The following is a 17,108-nucleotide window of genomic DNA, read 5'->3' as shown; positions in this document are numbered from 1 at the left end:
GGCCTGCAGGGTGGTGCGGATATCGTTGAGCTGGATGTCCTGGCTGTGCAGGCTGCGCCCGGAGGTCTGGATGTGGTATTTGAGCATCTGGCTGCGCACCGAGGCCCCGTACTTCTCGCGCAGGGCCACGGCCCAGATGCGTCGGGCCACCCGGCCGATGACCGTGTACTCGGGGTCCATACCGTTGGAGAAGAAGAAAGAGAGGTTGGGCGCGAAGCTGTCCAGGGGCATGCCGCGGCGAGTACCCCCGGGAGGTGAAGCCGTTGGCCAGGGTGAAGGCCAGTTGGGAGATCGGGTTGGCCCCGGCCTCGGCGATGTGGTAGCCGGAAATGGAGACCGAGTAGAAATTGCGCACGTTGTTGTCGATGAAGTACTGCTGGATATCCCCCATCATCTTCAGGGCGAAATCGATGGAAAAGATGCAGGTGTTCTGGCCCTGGTCCTCTTTGAGGATGTCCGCCTGCACGGTGCCGCGCACATTCTCGAGCACCATGGCCTTGATCTTTTCATATTCTTCCGCAGCGGGTGGCGCCCCTTTTTCTTGCGTGTATTTGTCCACCTGCTGGTCGATGGCCGTGTTGAGGAACATGGCCAGCATGATGGGTGCCGGCCCGTTGATGGTCATGGAGACCGAGGTGGTGGGCGCGCACAGCTCGAACCCGCCATAGAGCACCTTGACGTCATCCAGGGTGCACACACTCACCCCGGCATTGCCCACTTTTCCGTAGATGTCCGGACGGCGGTCCGGGTCGTAGCCGTAAAGGGTCACCGAGTCGAAGGCGGTGGAGAGGCGCTTGGCCTCGCTGTTGGCGGACAGCATCTTGAATCGCCGGTTGGTGCGGGCCGGATCGCCTTCGCCGGCGAACATGCGCGTGGGATCCTCGCCCATGCGTTTCATGGGGAACACGCCGGCGGTAAAGGGAAAGTAGCCGGGCAGGTTTTCGCGCCGCAGCCAGCTGTAGATTTCACCGGGGTCCGTAAAGCGCGGCAGGGAGATCTTGGGGATTTTCTGGTGGGAGAGGGATTCGCTGTAAAGCGGGACGCGGATCTCCCGGCCGCGGACCGTATAGACCAGTTCGTCGCCGGAGTAATCGGCGCGGATCTTTTCCCATCCGTTGACCAGTTTTTGCGTTTCATCGGCCAGGGCCGCGCGGGCCTTTTCGATTTCTCCTTTAAGCCGCTCTACCAGGACGGGCGTGTCGCCGTCGAGGCCGTCACCGGCCAGTGCCCTGGCCGTCTCCTCCAGGTGCCACACCCGCCGCACGGCGTCGGCCTGGGTTTCGGTTTCGCGGTGGTAGCCTCTGATCGTTTCGGCGATCTCCGCCAGGTAGCGGGTGCGCTCCGGCGGGATGATGATAGTCTTGGATGTGGATTGCTTGGTCTCGGGACGCGGCAGGCTGGATTCGAAAGCCACGCCGGTCTTCTCCCGGATGCCGTCCAGCAGGGCGTGGTACAGGGCGGTAACGCCGTCGTCATTGAATTTGGAAGCGATGGTGCCGAACACCGGCATGTCTTCGGGCAGCCGGTCGAAGACATTGCGGTTGCGCTGTACCTGCTTGCGCACGTCGCGCACCGCGTCCTCGCCGCCGCGCTTTTCGAACTTGTTGACCACGACGATGTCGGCAAAGTCCAGCATGTCGATCTTCTCCAGCTGGGAGGCGGCGCCGAAATCGCTGGTCATGACGTACATGGACAGGTCCACCAGGTCGATGATGTGGGAATCCCCCTGGCCGATGCCGGCGGTTTCGGCGATGACCAGGTCGTATCCGGCCGCCTTGACCACATCCAGCACCTCTTCCAGAGCATCGGGAATCTCCGTGTGGGAGCGCCGCGTGGCGATGGAGCGCATGTAGATCCGGGGGTTGTTGATCGCATTCATGCGGATGCGGTCGCCCAGCAGCGCGCCGCCGGTCTTTCTGCGCGACGGGTCGGCACTGATGATGGCGATGCGGATCTCTTTCAGGTCATGCAGCATGCGCAGGATCAGCTCGTCGGTTAGCGAGGACTTGCCGGCGCCGCCGGTGCCGGTGATGCCGATCACCGGCACCTTGCGGTCGCCGATCCTGGTTTTGAGCTCCTGGCGGAACTTGGCCAGGTGGCCGTTCTCCTTGGCCTTGGCCTGCTCCAGGGCCGTGATCAGGTTGGCGGTGAGCAGCTTGTTGTCCGCATCCAGGCCGGACAGGTCAAGGCTGGCGCCGTCGGCGCGGGAGTAATCCATGAGCTGGACCATGTGGTTGATGATCCCCTGGAGCCCCAGGCGGGTGCCGTCTTCGGGCGTGTAGATCTTGGCCACCCCGTAAGCCTCCAGTTCCTTGATCTCTTCGGGAACGATGACGCCGCCGCCGCCGCCGAACACCTTGATGTGTCCGGCACCGCCGTCCTTGAGCAGATCCACCATGTATTTGAAAAACTCCAGGTGGCCGCCCTGGTAGCTGGAAATGGCGATGCCCTGGGCGTCCTCTTCGATGGCGGCGTCGACGATTTCCTTCACCGAGCGGTTGTGGCCCAGATGGATCACCTCGACGCCGGTGCTCTGCAGGATGCGCCTGAAAATATTGATGGAGGCATCGTGGCCGTCGAAAAGGGATGTCGCCGTGACGACCCGGACGTTGTTAACGGGCCGGTATACCTGGATGTCATCGTTCATGCGTCCTCCTGTGGCTGGCCCTGGTTGTCACGCTCCGCCGAGCAGGTGGCTTTCCCCTATCCGGAGCAGGCCGATTGGTGCCTGTCGGACATCCTTGGAAAGGTGCTGTGGTGGCGGTCGAACGGTTCAGGTCGCAGCATCCACGAAACTGGGGTTGTGGATAACCCCGGAAGGCACCGCAATATCAGGGTGAGCGGGTTGCCTTCCGGGGATCGTTGACTACGTCGAAAACAGCTATTTCAGCTTACCGATCAATGCACTGGCGATGGTGTTCTTCTGGATCTCCTTGGTGCCCTCGTAGATTTCGGTGATCTTGGCATCGCGGTAGAAGCGCTCCACCTCGTACTCGGTCATGTAGCCGTACCCGCCCAGCAGCTGAATGGCCTCGTCGGCCACTTCCACGGCGGTGCGGGCGGCATACATTTTGGCCATGGAGGTGAGCTTGGGATCGATGCGGCCCTGGTCGAAGTTCCAGGCGGCCTTGTAGGTGATCAGGCGGGCCAGCTCGATCTTGGTGGCCATGTCGGCCAGCTTGTGCTGGGTGACCTGGAACTGGGCGATTTTCTTGCCGAACTGCTCGCGCTGCTTGACGTAGGCCAGGGCCCGGTCAAAGGCACCCTGGGCGGTGCCCAGCGCCTGGGCGGCAACTTGGATGCGGCTTTCGTCGAAAAAGTGCAGCACGTGGTAAAAGCCCTTGTTCTCCTCGCCGATGAGGTTTTTCAAGGGCACGCGCACGTCCTTGAACGTCACCTCGGCGGTGGCCATCATGCGGATGCCCATCTTGTTGCCCACGTCGGCGGTGGAGAGGCCGGGCCGATCCGCTTCCACCAGAATCAGGCTTTGGCCGCGGTAGCCGGGCGTGGCGTCCGGGTCGGTCTGGCAGAGCACATTGTAAAAGCCGGCCAGGCCGCCGTTGGTAATGAAGGTCTTGCCGCCGTTGACCACCCATTCGTCACCGTCCCTGACGGCGGTGGTATTCATATAGGTGATGTCCGAGCCGTGGTCCGGTTCGGTAAAGGCGCCGGCGGAAAGCATTTCACCCTCGGCCACGGCGGGCAGGTACTTTTCCTTCTGCTCTTCGGATCCATAGTGCATGATGATTTCCGAGGCGAACGCGGCCAGGGCAATGGCGCTGCCGATGGTGGAGTCGCCGCGGCACAGCTCTTCGATGACCAGGATATCCTCAAGCGAACCGAGACCCTGCCCCGAATATTTTTCCGGGAAATGAACCCCAATCAGACCCAGGTCGCAGGCCTTCTTCCAGATTTTTCGGGGAAATTCATGATTCTTCTCCAGCTCCAGGGCCAACTCCTTGTCAAATTCGCCTTTGACGAAATCCCTGACCGCCTTTTGAATGTCCTTCTGGGTTTTGTTGAGCTCAAATTCCATTCCATCCCTCCTGCATGATTAAGTAATGGTATCCGTCCATTCTGTATCCGTTTTCATGAAAGGGGTCGGGGATTCGAGGGGTCAGGTGATAATCGTTCACCCCTTATCGAGGTGCATCATCATAGCGACCCTGAATCGCTGTCACCCGCGAAGCCCTTTTTCAATTCCGCTCGACCCCTTGACCCCCTTGGATCCTTGAACCCTTTTTTCAAGCCGCATTCTCACGGCACATGCCCGCGATGCTGCGGGTCTGGAAATCGATATACTCGTCGATGCTGTAATGGTTGGCCAGAAACCAGCGCCGGAAGGTCCACATGTGCCCCAGTACCGAGATGTTGTGGGCCACCAGGTCCAACCGCCGCGGGGAGATGTGCGGAAGATCCCCTGACGCCGTCAGCCGGGCCAGGACACCGGTGAAGATGCCGGTGATGCGGATTTCATTTTCCAGCACCACCCGCTGCCACTTGCCTGGCAGCGACTGCGTTTCCTGATAGATCAGTAAAATGTGATCGTTCATGCGATGGCAGACCATGAAGTATTCGCGGATCACCTCGGCCAGCGGGTTCTTGCCCTTCTTGGCCCGGTTCAGCGCCTCGGCCACCCCCTGTTCGATCTCCGCATGGATCGCATCGCACACCAGGTAGAGGACATCCTCCTTGGTGGCGATGTATTCGTAGAGTGAACCGATGGAGATCCCCGCTGCCTGGGCGATCTGGCGGGTGGTGGTCTTGTGGAATCCGTTTTCGATAAACAGGTTCACCGCCGCATCCACGATCTGCCGCCGGCGCTGTGCCACCAATGCCTGGTTTTTGACCTGTGTCGGAATTCCGTTATTATCGTGTTTATTCTGAATCATGTTCAAATGAATGAAAATACTAAAAAATATTCCACCGCCATCTAAAATCCGAGCGAACGCTCAGTCATATTTTTGGGTTTTAGTTCAGACCGGGCGGCTTTGTCAACACCAAATATGCGACGGGTAACATCGTTTTTCAGGGGTTTCGCCGGAAAATAGCAGCCGGTCGCACTTGACAATATGTAACAGTTGCTACATTTTTTAGTAACAGTTGATAAGGAGGCCTGAATGGCACCCCGGAAAAGCGGCAAATGGCTGCTCCTGATTCACCAGATCCCCCCCAAACCAAACGCGCTGAGGGTTAAAATCTGGCGGCGGTTGCAGCAGGTGGGGGCCGTTGCCATCAAGCAGTCGGTATACGTCATGCCCTGTTCTGAGCAGTCCCAGGAGGATTTGAGCTGGACGCTCAAGGCGATCGTCGCCGGCGGCGGAGACGGATCGATCGGCATTGTGCGCTTTGTGGAGGGACTGGCCGATGAACAGGTCATCGCCCTGTTTCAGACGGCGCGCAAATCGGATTATCAAAAGATCATCCAGGATGCGAATGCCCTGCTCTCGGACTGGTCGGCAGGACGGATCGATCCCCAGGATCCGGCGATCAGGGGAGCGGCGCAGGTATCCCGGCTGCAGCGACGTTTCGACGAGGTGGCGGCCATCGATTTCTTCCACGCTCCGGAGCACGGCACCGCTGAAATATTGATTCAGGACCTGACCGCACGCCTGTCCGGACAGTCGTCCAATGAAAGTGCCGCCATGCACACCCTCGACGGCCTGCGCGGCAAAACCTGGGTGACGCGCAAAAACATATTTGTGGACCGGATCGCCTGCGGTTGGCTGATCCGGCGCTTTGTGGACCGATCGGCTGTTTTCATTTTCGTCGATGCCGATACGCATACCCCCGAGCCCGACCAGATCCGCTTCGATATGTTCGAGGGCGAGTACACCCACGAGGGAGACCGCTGCACCTTCGAGGTGATGATCCAGCACTTCGGGCTGCAGGATCGGGGGCTTGTACCTCTGGCCGAGGTGATTCACGACATCGACCTGAAGGACACCCGATATGACCGGGCCGAAACGGCCGGCTTCAACGCCCTGTTGACAGGCCTGGCCGCATCCCAGCCGGAAGACGGCCGGCGCATGACACTGGGGATGCAGCTCATCGAAAACCTGTATGCCTATTTCCAGAGACAAAAGGGCAAGCTGACCCCCTGAAGGATGCAAGCCGCAACTAAAAAATCCTAACCATCAAGGGAGAACATGCCATGCCGTCCATTGATCAACATGCCCAGATCAGCAAACAGCGGACCGACAACTGGCCGTGAGGTTCATGAGTGGATCGATGACCCGCAGCACAAGGATGAGCGCCATGATATCACCAAAATCCCGGAGACCTTCCAGATGTTCAAAGACAAATATGGTGAGGAAGCGGCTCGCGAGTATGTCCAGCACCTCGCAGATGACCTGAACGGCAAATTCAGCCACCTCATCGAGGACATCCAGGCCCGGGTCGACACGAACTTGATCTATTTGGGGCCAATTGGGGCAAAATTTAGGGCAAAAAAATAGCGAATGCCTTCGCTCAGGCAAGGAGCATGTCCATGAAATGGATCACCCGATCCCATGTCCACGTCGACCGTGTGGCCTGCCCCTGGCTGATCACCCGGTTCATCGATTCGGATGCCGAGTTTCTGTTCGTCCCTAAAAGCAAGGTGATGGAAATCGCCGAAAAGACCGGTGCGATTCCCTTCGACACACCCGGGGCCCGACTGCATCATCGCGGTGCGCAGTGCACCTTCGATGCCATCATCGAGGATTACGGGTTGACCGACCCGGCGCTGCTTCGCCTGGCCAGGATCATCAACGCCGCCGACACCGACCGCTTGGATGCCGACCCGTTGGCCGCCGGTTTCGAAGCCATTGCCGTGGGCTACAGCCTGCGCTATCCGGACGACCGGCAAAACATTGCAGGCCAGTTCGAGGTCTACGACGCGCTGTATGCCTGGTGCCGGCTGGATGTGGCCGGAACCGAATCGTAAAGGAAGCCCGCCATGGCCATTCGTGAACGCATAAATGGCGGAACCGCCGGAATCGCCAGCTTTCTCGCCCTGCAGCGCAGCACCGTGGGCGTGCTGGCCATGGTGGTGTTGGTGGGCATGGGCGAGCGCATGGCCGAACGCTTTCTGCCCATTTACATGCTGGCCCTGGGAGGCGGCGTCCTGGCCGTCGGTCTTCTCCAGGCCATGGACAACCTGCTGTCGGCGCTCTACTCATTTCCCGGCGGTTACCTGTCCGACCGCCTGGGCACCAAGCGCTCGCTGCTGATCTTCAACCTGGTGGCCATGGCCGGGTTCGCCCTGGTGATCCTGGTACCGGCCTGGCAGGCGGTGCTGGCCGGGGCGGTGCTGTTTATCTCATGGTCGGCCATATCGCTGCCGGCAACCATGAGCCTGATGTACAAGGTCCTGCCCACCAACAAACGAACCATGGGGGTGACCATGCATTCGCTGGTGCGCCGTATCCCCATGGCGCTCGGCCCCCTGCTCGGCGGGCTGTTCATCGGCATATGGGGCGAGCGGGACGGCGTCCGGCTGGCCTTCGGCGTGGCCCTGATGATGTCCATCGTGGCGCTTTTCCTGCAACAGCGCATGATCGAAGCGGATACGCCGGATTCGGTATCTTCAGACACCGCCTCCAGCCTGACAGCGGAAAAAAATCCGTTGAAGCTGCTCCGTAGCATGAACCCGGCCATGAAAGGGCTGCTGGTCACCGACATTCTTATCCGGTTCTGCGAGCAGATCCCTTACGCCTTCGTGGTCGTCTGGAGCATGAAGGTGATAACGGCACCGGTATCGGCCCTGCAATTCGGCCTGCTGACGACCATCGAAATGGCCACGGCGGTTCTGGTCTACATCCCGGTGGCCTACCTGGCCGACCGCAGCACCAAGAAGCCCTTCGTGCTGGTCACTTTTGTCTTTTTCACCCTGTTTCCGTTGGTGCTGCTTTTCAGCCGCTCTTTCGAATGGCTGCTCGTTGCGTTTATCCTGAGGGGGCTCAAGGAATTCGGCGAGCCCACGCGCAAGTCCCTGATCATGGACCTCTCACCCGAGGACTGCAAGGCCGGGATGTTCGGGCTCTATTATCTGATCCGGGATGTCTTCGTCGCTTTCGCCGCTTTGGGCGGGGCGTTTTTATGGCAAATCAGCCCGGAAACGAACCTGGTTACGGCATTCGTTTTCGGGATCATCGGCACCGTGGGTTTTGCGATTTACGGCCGCGATATCCAGGTGCCCATATATAGGAAGGAGGCCCACCATGACCGATCACCATGAAACCCATTCACCCAACACGGAAAATCGGAAACGGGTTTTCGTGAAACATGCCCGGGTGCTGGCGGATGAAAAGCGCCAATCCTTGTCGGAAAAAGAGAAAGCGGTTGAAGAAACCTGCGAGGACAGGGGCGTGTGGCTGGAACGCTTCTGCCCGGATGATGCCTGTTTCACCGAAGCGGAGCGTGTCAGAATCCCTGTGTTCTGTGAAGACCCGAAGGCCAAGAAGAGCCTGTGGCTTGACGTCTTCTGCCCCGATGAAAGCTGCGAGGTCGTTCAATCGTCCTCGCTCCCGTAACCTGAAACCGGTTGGCCGGGAAAAATCTTCATTCCGGCCAACCGCAATATCCACGACTCGGTCATTGACAGGATAATCTAAGATGGTCAGACGTCCGCGATCGGTCAATGCCAAGGAGAGTGCATGACAACGATATCCAATTCAAAACCTTCCCGGGCAGTCTCTTTCAAGGAAGCCTTAAAATTCTGGACCAAGCTGGGCTTTATCAGCTTCGGCGGTCCGGCGGGCCAGATCGCCATCATGCACCAGGAGGTGGTGGAGCGGCAAAAGTGGATCGGTGAGAACCAGTTTCTGCGGGCCCTCAATTTCTGCATGCTGCTGCCCGGGCCCGAGGCCCAGCAGTTGGCCACCTATATCGGCTGGCGGCTGCATGGAACGCTGGGCGGCATCGTCGCCGGGTCGCTTTTCGTGATCCCTTCGATTTTCATCATGCTGCTGTTAAGCTACCTGGCCGTGGCTCACATCGATATTCCGGCGGTGGCCGCCGCGTTTTACGGCATCCAGCCGGTGGTGGTGGCCGTTGTGATCGAGGCGGTGCTGCGCATCGGCAAGAAAGCGCTCAAGCATCGCCTGCTTTACCTCTTTGCCGCCCTGGCATTCATCGCCATCTTCTTCTTGAAAGTCCCGTTTCCCTTGATCGTGGCCGGAGCGGCGGCAGGCGGGCTGATCCTGCAGCGCGGATTGCCGCAGGTCTTCTGCAAAGGCACCTTTAACGACCAGACCCGCGAATGCATGATCGAAGCAGAAACAGCCAACGGCCAAAAGAACGTCGCACCCTCTTTCGCCCATGTGGTGCGGGTCTTTTTGATCTGTTTTGGACTGTGGGCCCTGGTGGTGGGCGGCGTATGGGGATTGCGCGGGCTCGAGGACACCTTGACGCGGATCGCCTTTTTTTTCACGAAGGCGGCCTTTGTCACCTTCGGCGGCGCATACGCCGTGCTGGCCTACATCACCGATTTTGCCGTGGGCAACAACTGGCTCAGCACCGAGCAGATGCTCATCGGCCTTGGCCTGGCCGAATCGACGCCCGGTCCGCTGATCATGGTGACCCAGTACGTGGGGTTCGTGGGGGCCTGGAACCTGCCCGGGGATCTCACCCCGCTGACCGCCGGCATTTTCGGCGCCCTGATCACGACCTACGTCACCTTTCTGCCCTGCTTTTTTTTCATATTTGCCGGCGCGCCCTTCATCGAGGCCATGGCCGGCAACCAGCGCATCCAGGCAGCGCTTACCGGCGTCACCGCCGCCGTGGTGGGTGTCATCCTGAACCTGGCCGTCTGGTTCGGTCACAAGGTGATCCTGCCCGAAGCGGGTATCGACGGGTTTGCCCTGGTTGCCGCCATTGTCTCGCTGGTGCTGCTTCAAAAATTCCATTTCCCCATTCAGTACCTGGTGCCCATCGGGGCGGCGGCGGGTGTGGTCTGGAAGATAGTGGGTTAACCATCCACCCAACAGGAGAAAATAGCATCATGACATCCATCGACATCCAAGCCTTAAACAACATGCTCGGCGCCGGAGATGCGCCTGTCCTGCTCGATGTGCGCCGCAAGGCGGATTACGAGGCGACACCCCAGAAAATTACGGGAGCCGTATGGCGCGACCCCGAAAACATCGACCGCTGGGTCAAGGACCTTCCTTCGGACCGGCCCGTCGTTCTCTACTGCGTCAAGGGCGGACCGGTCAGCCAGTCATCGGTTGAACGGCTGCGCCGGGAGGGCCTCAATGCGGTATGGGTGGAAGGCGGGCTCAAGGCCTGGATTGAAGGGGGTCACCCCGTCCAGGCCGTCCAGCCTAAACCCTATTCGATTCAACCCGCCGACATCGACCTGCTGCGCAAGGCCGGCGTCTCGGAAGCAGATATCGACCACAGCGTCAAGGTGGCGGAAAAGGCCCTGGAGATCGCCGCCCGAACCCACGCGGACCTGGATATGGAACTGGTCGGACGCGGCGCCCTTTTTCACGACCTGGGCAAGGCCAGGACCCATGAAATCGAACACGGAAAAGTGGGGGCCGAAATGGGGTTGGCCCTGGGCTTGCCCAACGCCGTTACCGCGGTGATGGAAAAGCATATCCGCGGCGGACTGACTTCAGAAGAGGCGGTCGAGTTGGGACTGCCGGTCAAAGATTACACCCTGGGTAGCCTGGAGGAGCGCATCATCATCTACGCCGACCGCCTGGTGGATATCATCACGGACGGAATCGTGGCGATTCAAGCGGAAGAAGAAGCCGAAGCGCGATTCGAGGAAATCCTGCAGACCATTCCCAAGTACGGCAAGAACGATCGGACGCTGGAACGGTATCTGGGCTATCACCGGGAAATCCAGGGACTGTTGGCTGGCTGACGGGTCAGGCGGTCTCTTTTTTCTCTGGTTTAACTGGTTGACCGCCGACGGGTTCTGCCGCTTCCGGCCTGAACTTCTTCTTGTAGAGGGCCAGCAGCTTTTTCACGGTGATCGGGAAAAGGCCAAGCACCACGAATGAGGCCAACAGGCCCGGCGACAGAATGCCGGACAGGGAATCGATTTTGGCCAATTCCTTGCCGGCGTTGACATAGACCACGGTCCCGGCAAACATGCCGATCTGCGACACCCAGAAAAAGGTGAACAGGCGCATGCGGGTAAGCCCCATGAGCAGGTTGATCACGAAAAAGGGGAAGATCGGCACCAGGCGAAGGGAGAAGAGATAAAAAGCGCCCTCTTTTTCGATGCCGTCGTTGATCGTCTTCAGTTTCCCGCCGAATTTGTTCTGTACCCAGTCCTGTAGCATAAACCGGGAGACCAGACATGCCAGGGTGGCCCCGATGGTGCTGGCAAATGAGACGACCACGGTTCCGACGACCAAGCCGAACAGGCCGCCGCCCGCCAGGGTGAGCACCGCCGCGCCGGGAAGGGACAGGGCCGTGACCGCGATATAGATCCCCATGTAAACGGCAATGACCAGAAAGCGGTGCGACAGGTAGAGCGCCTGAAATTTTTCCTGGGAGCCCTTGATGTAATCGAGCGTGAGATATTGCCCCAGGTCGAAGGTCCGGAAGGCCACGATGACCAGGCCGATCACCCCGACGATTATCAGCTTGTTGATCATTCCGCTTTTCTTTTCCCGGGCCATCGCTTTTATCCTTTTCGCAGCAGTTGTTGACCATGGAACGCGGCACCCCAGAGGCCGCTGTCCGGGTCGTCAATCAAAAACACCGGCATTCGCGACAACATGTGACCCATTGTCGGAGAATCCAGGAATTCCTTACCGAAATTCTCATGGGTCAGCATCTCGGGTGTTCTGGCCGCCACCCCGCCGGCCACATACAAACCGCCACGGGCCAATACCGCAAGGGCGAAATCCCGACAGGCCCGGCCGTAAAACCTGGCGGCCCAGGCCAGGGTCTCGGATGTTCGCGAAAGCCGCGTGGTCACATCCTCAGGGGCCAGATCCTCACCGCTGAGGAACCAGTGCAGATAGCGCAGTCCGCGACCGGAGACCACCAGGCTGCCGGTGATATGATGCTGCCCGCTTTTTTCCCTGTAAAACTGCTGAAACGCCAACTCCCGTTGGGAGACGAAAGGGAAATAGCCGTGCCCCCCTTCGGAAGGCAGGGCCAGGTATTCTCCGCTGGGCAGCGGTACCAGGCTGGCCATGCCCAGGGCGGTGCCGGCGCCGATAACGCCGATGGTCCCGCTGGAAAGCATGTTGCCGGGAATAATCGTACGGGCGGATTGGCCCACCGGGGTCCGGCTGGCATAGGCCTGGGCGACGAAATCATTGATCAGGGCCGCCTGCTTAAAGGTGTTTGCCGCCGCCTTGCCGGCCAGATCGATATCCCAGGCAATGTAGGGCGGAGCGCAGTAGGAATTTCGTTCAACCGGTCCGGCAACCGCAATCACGGCGATGTCGGCTTCGTCGGCCGGCAGGGAAAATTTGGACACCCGCAACTGCTCGAGAAGCTGGGCAAACGAGTCGGCGGCGCCGGTGGGCAGCCACCGCTTGTCGACCAGGGTCAAGGTCGAATCCCCGTCGGTCTCAAAATGGGCAAACCGGCTGTGGGTCCCCCCGATATCTGCAGCGAGTATCGTTTTCATGGCCATCCTCTACCGCCTGCGGCGGGAAAGGTTCTATTGCAGCCTGCTGTTTGAAATAATCCGTTTCCCGCCGAAAGCATGCAACTGCCTTGTCGACAAGCACCGGTCTGGCCGGTTGACGGAACACCAGAGGGTGTCATCCCGGGAGGGCGAATCGGATATCCGGGATCCTGGAAGCCGGTTGAGCATGCCAATCACGCAATGGATTGCCCGCTAATGTTAAACGCGATCCGAAATATGCGCAAGTCGTTTATATATCGGGCAATGGGTATTCGCTGGCTTTTGAATTCACAGGAAATGGCCGGGCGATCGATCGATGAAAACCACTTCATCAGGTGTAAGGGTTGCCGAAGTATACCGACCAACCCGGCAAACGCAAAACACCGATACCGGGATCGGCAGCATGTCGGTACAACATGTCGAGCAGGATCACCGAGGCACTGGCCGCCTGCCGGAGGCGCCCCCACTTCGAACAGGGTGTTGAAAAACGTCATGGACACTGCCAAATTTTAAGGCGGGGTTGCCGCGCGCAATTATTTTTCCACAGCCTTGCCGCTGAATCACAAAGAGGCCCAAATGATCTTCCGAACAGCCAACCCCGCCGGCGGTCGACCTGCTTTTACCGCGCACATGGCGTTTTTAAGCGATCGTATCATCGCCCCGAGTCGGCCCGCGCCGCATTGCCGCTTGAATAATCGGCTGATTTTGGTACCCTGACCGGCATTGCACACCCCGTGCAATCACTCGATGACGGACATTCGACACCAATGAAAGACTCGCCGAAAATAAATGCCGACTGGTGGGTGGACCGGTATGGCGATTCGCTCTTTCATTTTGCGCTGGCCCGGGTCAAGAAAAAGGAAATCGCCGAGGACCTGGTCCAGGAGACTTTCCTAGCGGCAGTGAAAGCCCGGGATCGGTTCAAAGGCCGCTCCTCCTAAAAAACCTGGCTGTTCGGCATCCTGAAACACAAGGTGATCGACCATTACCGCAGGAGTAAATCCACTATCCGTGCCGGGAATCTGGCAAATGACCCCGAAAACGTGGACGCGTTTTTCAACGCCAAAGGCGGTTGGCAGAACCGGCCGGCCCATTGGCGGACCCATCCCGGCAAGGTCCAGGAAAACAGGGAATTTTTAGATCATTTTTATCGGTGTTTGTCGGACGTCCCGCAGCGAAGTGCCGATGCGTTTGTCTATCGGGAAATCGACGGGTTGAGCACCGAAGAGATCTGCGCGCGGCTCGACATTACCGCCAACAACTGCTGGGTGCTCCTGTATCGGGCACGGATGTTGCTGAGAAAGTGCCTTGAACGGATCGGGCTCGGACGGCAGCAAAAAGGAAATCCGAAATGAAACACTGGATGTTCCGCTGCAGGGACGTGTCGCAAAAGGTGTCCCTGTCACTGGATGCGTCACTGCCTTTTCATCATCACCTGGCGGTTCGCATTCACCTGCTGATGTGCCGATATTGCGCCCGCTTCCGCCGTCAGCTGATCATGCTCAGAAGAGTGAGCCGTCATATGGACGATGAACCGTCAACGGATAAAAACGCCGCATCCCTGCCCGAGGAAGCCAAAGAACGCATCAAGAAGGCCCTTCGCGCCGTATCCTGAATGGTCGTGACCGACACCGGATGGGGAAAACGACACTCAACCCTTTTCCCTGAAAGCGTGGAAGAGGTAGCCGGCAAAACAGGATACGGGTTCAGGTGTCGGCGCCTTGACCATGTGCAGGGCAACATTTGCGATCGGCAACACCGGCAGCCCGTTTTCAATGCCGACCGTTTTCAGATCGGGCGGGACATTGCTTTTGACAATCGGTGCGATGGCCGAACCGGCTCTGACCGGGTCCAGTATTCCCGATATACTCCGGCTGACATAGACAATCCGGTATTCGATACCTGCCTGTTCCAGGGCGGCTGCGGCCCAGGACCGGAAGATGCAGTCGTCTTCGAATACGGCCAATGAAAGCGCTTTATCCTTCTGGACGATAAAACCTGGATCGGCGACCCATACCACCGGGTCATGGTAGATGACCTGCCCCCCCTTCACTGATCTGGGTGCAAAGCCCGATATCGAGTTCTTTCTTGTCGATTGATTCTTTAATTTTTTCACTGTTTTCACAACGCATTTCAACCAGTACATCCGGATATGAGGATGCAAAGCAGGCCAACAGCTTGGGCAGGACACCGGCGGTATAGTGTTCCGGGGAGCCGAAACGGATGAAACCTTTCAGCGCCGGTTTGGACAATGCCATCACCGCATCGTCATGCGCTTTGACCATACGCCGCGCGTAATTGATCAGCAGGCTGCCTTCGGTGGTCAATTTTACCGTCTTGCCGATCCTTTCAAACAACGGCTTGCCGACTTCATCTTCGAGACGCTTGATTTGCATGCTCACGGCGGATTGGGATCGGTTCACCTGCCTGCCGGCCCGGGTAAAGCCTTTGGTTTCCGCAACGGCAATGAACGTTCTCAGAAAATCGATTTGCAGGTTCATAACGACATTTTTTGGTGGTTTTTATCAAAACTATTCATTGGACAAATATATGCAACGACGACTATTCAATAATCAAGAGTCACATTCTTATTTCTCAAAAGAGAGGATATCTGTGAGATGAAGATCAATGATGATTGGAGACACAGGTGTCCTTCACCACAAAGGAGAATCAGCCATGCAGATCGTCACGCTCTTGGGCAGTGCCCGCAAAAAAGGCAACACAGCCACGGTTCTGAACTGGGTGGAAGCGGAGCTCGCTGCCCTGGGCCATTCGGTGGAACGGGTCTATTTGAACGGCAAAACCATCGGGGGCTGCCTGGGATGCGGCAAGTGCAAGGAGAACGCCGATGAGATCGCCTGTGTCCAGAAGGACGACGCCAGCGACATATTCGCGCGCATGATCGCTTCAGATGCCGTTCTATTCACGTCGCCGGTTTATTTCTGGGGGTTTGCATCGCAGATCAAGCGGCTGATCGATCGGGGATACGCCCTGGTGACCAACTACCACCAACCCGGTCATACCTCCTTGATGGAAAACAAGCGCATCGGCCTGCTGGTCACTGGAGCGGATGCCTATGCGAACAATGCCGAAGGCCTGTTCACTGCATTCGATCGCATCGCGGATTTTTTGAAGGCTCCTAAAGGGGGTGAATTGTATGTGGGCGGGTGCAGTGGCCCTGCAGAACTCCCGGAAACGGCAAGGGAGCAGGCTGCGGGCCTGGCAAGATCTCTGGTGGATTAGAGAACCCAGGCTGCATCGATCTTTGGTGAGACATACATCTTGATGGGTGCCCATGTTGGGTTGATGCATACCCGGGCACCGATCAACCCCGGCCATCCTTCTGAACCCGCCTGACGGTCCTGTCCATCATCCATTCCACCAGGGTGGGCGCCCATCGTTTGGCCAGGCAGGTCATTTTGCCTTCAAGGCCGGGTATGATGACAGGGTGGTTTTTCTGCATGCCCTTGACCAGGGCCCTGGCCACATCCCCGGGTTGCATCAGACCTGCGTTTTCCGAAAGGGCTCGGGTCTCCCTGGGCTTGGTCCTGTTTTCGACGTCGAGCGCGGGAGTGTCCGTATCCGGCGGGCAGAGGACCGATACCATGATGCCAAACGGTTTGAGCTCGCTGCGAAGCGCCTCTGAAAACCCCATGATGGCAAACTTGGAAGCACTGTAATCGGTCAACCCGTAGACCCCAACCAGACCTGCAATAGACGACACATTGACGATATAGCCGCCTCTCTCTTTCATCAGCGGCACCACTTTTTTGGTGGTGTGCCACATGCCGTAGAAGTTGATTTTCATGGTTTCGTCGAATTGGTCGAAACTGATATCTTCGAAGTAGTGCGGGTAGGCTCTTCCGGCACAGTTGATCAGAACATCGGGAATACCGCGTCGCATGACAGATGCATCCAGAACCTGGTCGACGTCAGACCTGTCGGCGACATCCAGCCGCATCCAGGCAACCGTCTGCCCGGTCGAAGCGCGCTGGGCTGAAATCGCTTTGGCCGCCCGGGCCAGCTTTTGTTCATCGCGTGAAAATATAGTGATGTTTGCACCGTGTTCGAACAACAGCCGGGCAGCCGCCAATCCGATCCCGCTCGAGCCACCGACGATGTAAACGTTCTTGTTTCTGAAATCTTTCATTATTCAAGCGAGTTGCGTTGACCGATTGAGGCACCATTAATTCAAATCGTTTTCTTATCATTTCTTTAACACAACTGGTTTGAGGGAACAATTTTGCTGGTGAGTCAAGCCGAACGACGCACTTCAAAAGGGTCCGTCAATGAAGACGCATTTCGTTTTTGACCTAAGTCATTTCTGCTGTTAGACTGGATCGGTATGCTTCCATCATCCCTCACGCGACGGTTTTGGCTGCCAGGGAGTGCGCCGGCAGCGCCACCCCGCGGCGATGGGGATCTCTCCTATTTTTTTGAACGAAAAGCGGCCTTGCATCGGTTCCCCCGTCAAGGGTCGCTGTGTTAATGCCTCATCCTGTCTTTGGAGGTGCCCATG

Annotated in this window: 18 protein-coding genes and 1 pseudogene; 11 read left to right on the top strand and 8 right to left on the bottom strand. The window is 58.3% G+C overall.

The annotated features are described in order from the left end of the window. The 3 genes and pseudogenes from icmF to ACZCED_RS22895 form a co-directional block, all read right to left on the bottom strand. Positions 1–2,647 (bottom strand): annotated as a pseudogene (gene icmF, locus ACZCED_RS22905) (fused isobutyryl-CoA mutase/GTPase IcmF); the annotation flags it as partial. Positions 2,648–2,881: 234 nt separating this feature from the next. After that, on the bottom strand, positions 2,882–4,036 hold the full coding sequence (locus ACZCED_RS22900) for an acyl-CoA dehydrogenase family protein (protein WP_462969036.1): 1,155 nt from the start codon (positions 4,034–4,036) through the stop codon (positions 2,882–2,884). Positions 4,037–4,244: 208 nt separating this feature from the next. Continuing rightward, on the bottom strand, positions 4,245–4,832 hold the full coding sequence (locus ACZCED_RS22895; protein ID WP_464861840.1) for a TetR/AcrR family transcriptional regulator: 588 nt from the start codon (positions 4,830–4,832) through the stop codon (positions 4,245–4,247). Between the two features lie 288 nt (positions 4,833–5,120). Between ACZCED_RS22895 and ACZCED_RS22890 the strand changes: the two genes are divergently transcribed. From ACZCED_RS22890 to ACZCED_RS22860, 7 genes are all read left to right on the top strand, one after another. Continuing rightward, positions 5,121–6,104 (top strand): chromate resistance protein ChrB domain-containing protein, encoded by a 984-nt coding sequence (locus ACZCED_RS22890; RefSeq protein WP_462969034.1) that lies wholly within the window; start codon positions 5,121–5,123, stop codon positions 6,102–6,104. A 60-nt stretch (positions 6,105–6,164) separates the two neighbouring features. Then, entirely contained in the window at positions 6,165–6,458 is a 294-nt protein-coding gene (locus ACZCED_RS22885) for a hypothetical protein (RefSeq protein ID WP_462969033.1), read from the top strand. Positions 6,459–6,490: 32 nt separating this feature from the next. Further along, complete coding sequence (locus ACZCED_RS22880) at positions 6,491–6,928, top strand: chromate resistance protein ChrB domain-containing protein (protein WP_464861839.1); 438 nt, start codon at positions 6,491–6,493, stop codon at positions 6,926–6,928. Positions 6,929–6,940: 12 nt separating this feature from the next. Beyond that, the gene (locus tag ACZCED_RS22875; protein WP_464861838.1) at positions 6,941–8,221 is read left to right on the top strand and encodes an MFS transporter; all 1,281 of its coding nucleotides are present in this window, start codon (positions 6,941–6,943) and stop codon (positions 8,219–8,221) included. Beyond that, entirely contained in the window at positions 8,205–8,516 is a 312-nt protein-coding gene (locus ACZCED_RS22870; RefSeq protein WP_462969030.1) for a hypothetical protein, read from the top strand. The genes ACZCED_RS22875 and ACZCED_RS22870 overlap by 17 nt, the downstream gene beginning before the upstream one ends. A 123-nt stretch (positions 8,517–8,639) precedes the next feature. Continuing rightward, on the top strand, positions 8,640–9,956 hold the full coding sequence (gene chrA, locus ACZCED_RS22865) for a chromate efflux transporter (RefSeq protein WP_464861837.1): 1,317 nt from the start codon (positions 8,640–8,642) through the stop codon (positions 9,954–9,956). Positions 9,957–9,985: 29 nt separating this feature from the next. Continuing rightward, positions 9,986–10,858 (top strand): HDIG domain-containing metalloprotein, encoded by an 873-nt coding sequence (locus ACZCED_RS22860; RefSeq protein ID WP_462969028.1) that lies wholly within the window; start codon positions 9,986–9,988, stop codon positions 10,856–10,858. Between the two features lie 4 nt (positions 10,859–10,862). Here ACZCED_RS22860 and ACZCED_RS22855 read toward each other — a convergent pair whose 3' ends face one another. Together ACZCED_RS22855 and ACZCED_RS22850 are read right to left on the bottom strand one after the other, a co-directional pair. Then, a complete protein-coding gene (locus tag ACZCED_RS22855; protein WP_462969027.1) occupies positions 10,863–11,624 on the bottom strand; it encodes a TVP38/TMEM64 family protein in 762 nt (253 codons plus the stop codon). Between the two features lie 5 nt (positions 11,625–11,629). Then, positions 11,630–12,589: a glucokinase gene (locus ACZCED_RS22850; protein WP_464861836.1), complete on the bottom strand. Its 960-nt coding sequence runs from the start codon at positions 12,587–12,589 to the stop codon at positions 11,630–11,632. 767 nt (positions 12,590–13,356) lie between these two features. Between ACZCED_RS22850 and ACZCED_RS22845 the strand changes: the two genes are divergently transcribed. From ACZCED_RS22845 to ACZCED_RS22835, 3 genes are read left to right on the top strand one after another with little or no spacing between them, the layout of a single operon-like run. Further along, the gene (locus ACZCED_RS22845) at positions 13,357–13,530 is read left to right on the top strand and encodes a sigma factor (protein ID WP_462969025.1); all 174 of its coding nucleotides are present in this window, start codon (positions 13,357–13,359) and stop codon (positions 13,528–13,530) included. Positions 13,531–13,539: 9 nt separating this feature from the next. After that, a complete protein-coding gene (locus ACZCED_RS22840; RefSeq protein ID WP_462969041.1) occupies positions 13,540–13,944 on the top strand; it encodes a sigma factor-like helix-turn-helix DNA-binding protein in 405 nt (134 codons plus the stop codon). After that, positions 13,941–14,204 (top strand): anti-sigma factor family protein, encoded by a 264-nt coding sequence (locus ACZCED_RS22835; RefSeq protein WP_464861835.1) that lies wholly within the window; start codon positions 13,941–13,943, stop codon positions 14,202–14,204. The genes ACZCED_RS22840 and ACZCED_RS22835 overlap by 4 nt, the downstream gene beginning before the upstream one ends. Before the next feature lie 36 nt (positions 14,205–14,240). Here ACZCED_RS22835 and ACZCED_RS22830 read toward each other — a convergent pair whose 3' ends face one another. After that, entirely contained in the window at positions 14,241–14,609 is a 369-nt protein-coding gene (locus ACZCED_RS22830) for a type 2 periplasmic-binding domain-containing protein (protein WP_462969023.1), read from the bottom strand. Positions 14,610–14,613: 4 nt separating this feature from the next. Beyond that, complete coding sequence (locus ACZCED_RS22825) at positions 14,614–15,090, bottom strand: LysR family transcriptional regulator (protein ID WP_464861834.1); 477 nt, start codon at positions 15,088–15,090, stop codon at positions 14,614–14,616. Positions 15,091–15,265: 175 nt separating this feature from the next. Between ACZCED_RS22825 and ACZCED_RS22820 the strand changes: the two genes are divergently transcribed. Then, positions 15,266–15,832, top strand: coding sequence for a flavodoxin family protein (locus ACZCED_RS22820; RefSeq protein WP_464861833.1), 567 nt, complete (start codon positions 15,266–15,268; stop codon positions 15,830–15,832). A gap of 82 nt (positions 15,833–15,914) precedes the next feature. Here the strand turns inward: ACZCED_RS22820 and ACZCED_RS22815 are convergent, their stop codons facing one another. Further along, positions 15,915–16,739, bottom strand: coding sequence for an SDR family oxidoreductase (locus ACZCED_RS22815; protein ID WP_462969020.1), 825 nt, complete (start codon positions 16,737–16,739; stop codon positions 15,915–15,917). Positions 16,740–17,108: the final 369 nt, after the last annotated feature.

This window comes from Desulfosarcina sp., from assembly GCF_055467485.1.
This window is presented reverse-complemented; position numbering and strand designations above follow the sequence as displayed.

What these genes read in the sequence shown, in the direction of transcription:
- ACZCED_RS22900 (WP_462969036.1), bottom strand. Translation starts at nt 4,036, where the DNA reads ATGGAATTTGAGCTCAACAAAACCCAGAAGGACATTCAAAAGGCGGTC.
- ACZCED_RS22890 (WP_462969034.1), top strand. Translation starts at nt 5,121, where the DNA reads ATGGCACCCCGGAAAAGCGGCAAATGGCTGCTCCTGATTCACCAGATC.
- ACZCED_RS22880 (WP_464861839.1), top strand. Translation starts at nt 6,491, where the DNA reads ATGAAATGGATCACCCGATCCCATGTCCACGTCGACCGTGTGGCCTGC.
- ACZCED_RS22875 (WP_464861838.1), top strand. Translation starts at nt 6,941, where the DNA reads ATGGCCATTCGTGAACGCATAAATGGCGGAACCGCCGGAATCGCCAGC.
- ACZCED_RS22870 (WP_462969030.1), top strand. Translation starts at nt 8,205, where the DNA reads ATGACCGATCACCATGAAACCCATTCACCCAACACGGAAAATCGGAAA.
- chrA (WP_464861837.1), top strand. Translation starts at nt 8,640, where the DNA reads ATGACAACGATATCCAATTCAAAACCTTCCCGGGCAGTCTCTTTCAAG.
- ACZCED_RS22860 (WP_462969028.1), top strand. Translation starts at nt 9,986, where the DNA reads ATGACATCCATCGACATCCAAGCCTTAAACAACATGCTCGGCGCCGGA.
- ACZCED_RS22855 (WP_462969027.1), bottom strand. Translation starts at nt 11,624, where the DNA reads ATGGCCCGGGAAAAGAAAAGCGGAATGATCAACAAGCTGATAATCGTC.
- ACZCED_RS22850 (WP_464861836.1), bottom strand. Translation starts at nt 12,589, where the DNA reads ATGAAAACGATACTCGCTGCAGATATCGGGGGGACCCACAGCCGGTTT.
- ACZCED_RS22845 (WP_462969025.1), top strand. Translation starts at nt 13,357, where the DNA reads ATGAAAGACTCGCCGAAAATAAATGCCGACTGGTGGGTGGACCGGTAT.
- ACZCED_RS22835 (WP_464861835.1), top strand. Translation starts at nt 13,941, where the DNA reads ATGAAACACTGGATGTTCCGCTGCAGGGACGTGTCGCAAAAGGTGTCC.
- ACZCED_RS22825 (WP_464861834.1), bottom strand. Translation starts at nt 15,090, where the DNA reads ATGAACCTGCAAATCGATTTTCTGAGAACGTTCATTGCCGTTGCGGAA.
- ACZCED_RS22820 (WP_464861833.1), top strand. Translation starts at nt 15,266, where the DNA reads ATGCAGATCGTCACGCTCTTGGGCAGTGCCCGCAAAAAAGGCAACACA.
- ACZCED_RS22815 (WP_462969020.1), bottom strand. Translation starts at nt 16,739, where the DNA reads ATGAAAGATTTCAGAAACAAGAACGTTTACATCGTCGGTGGCTCGAGC.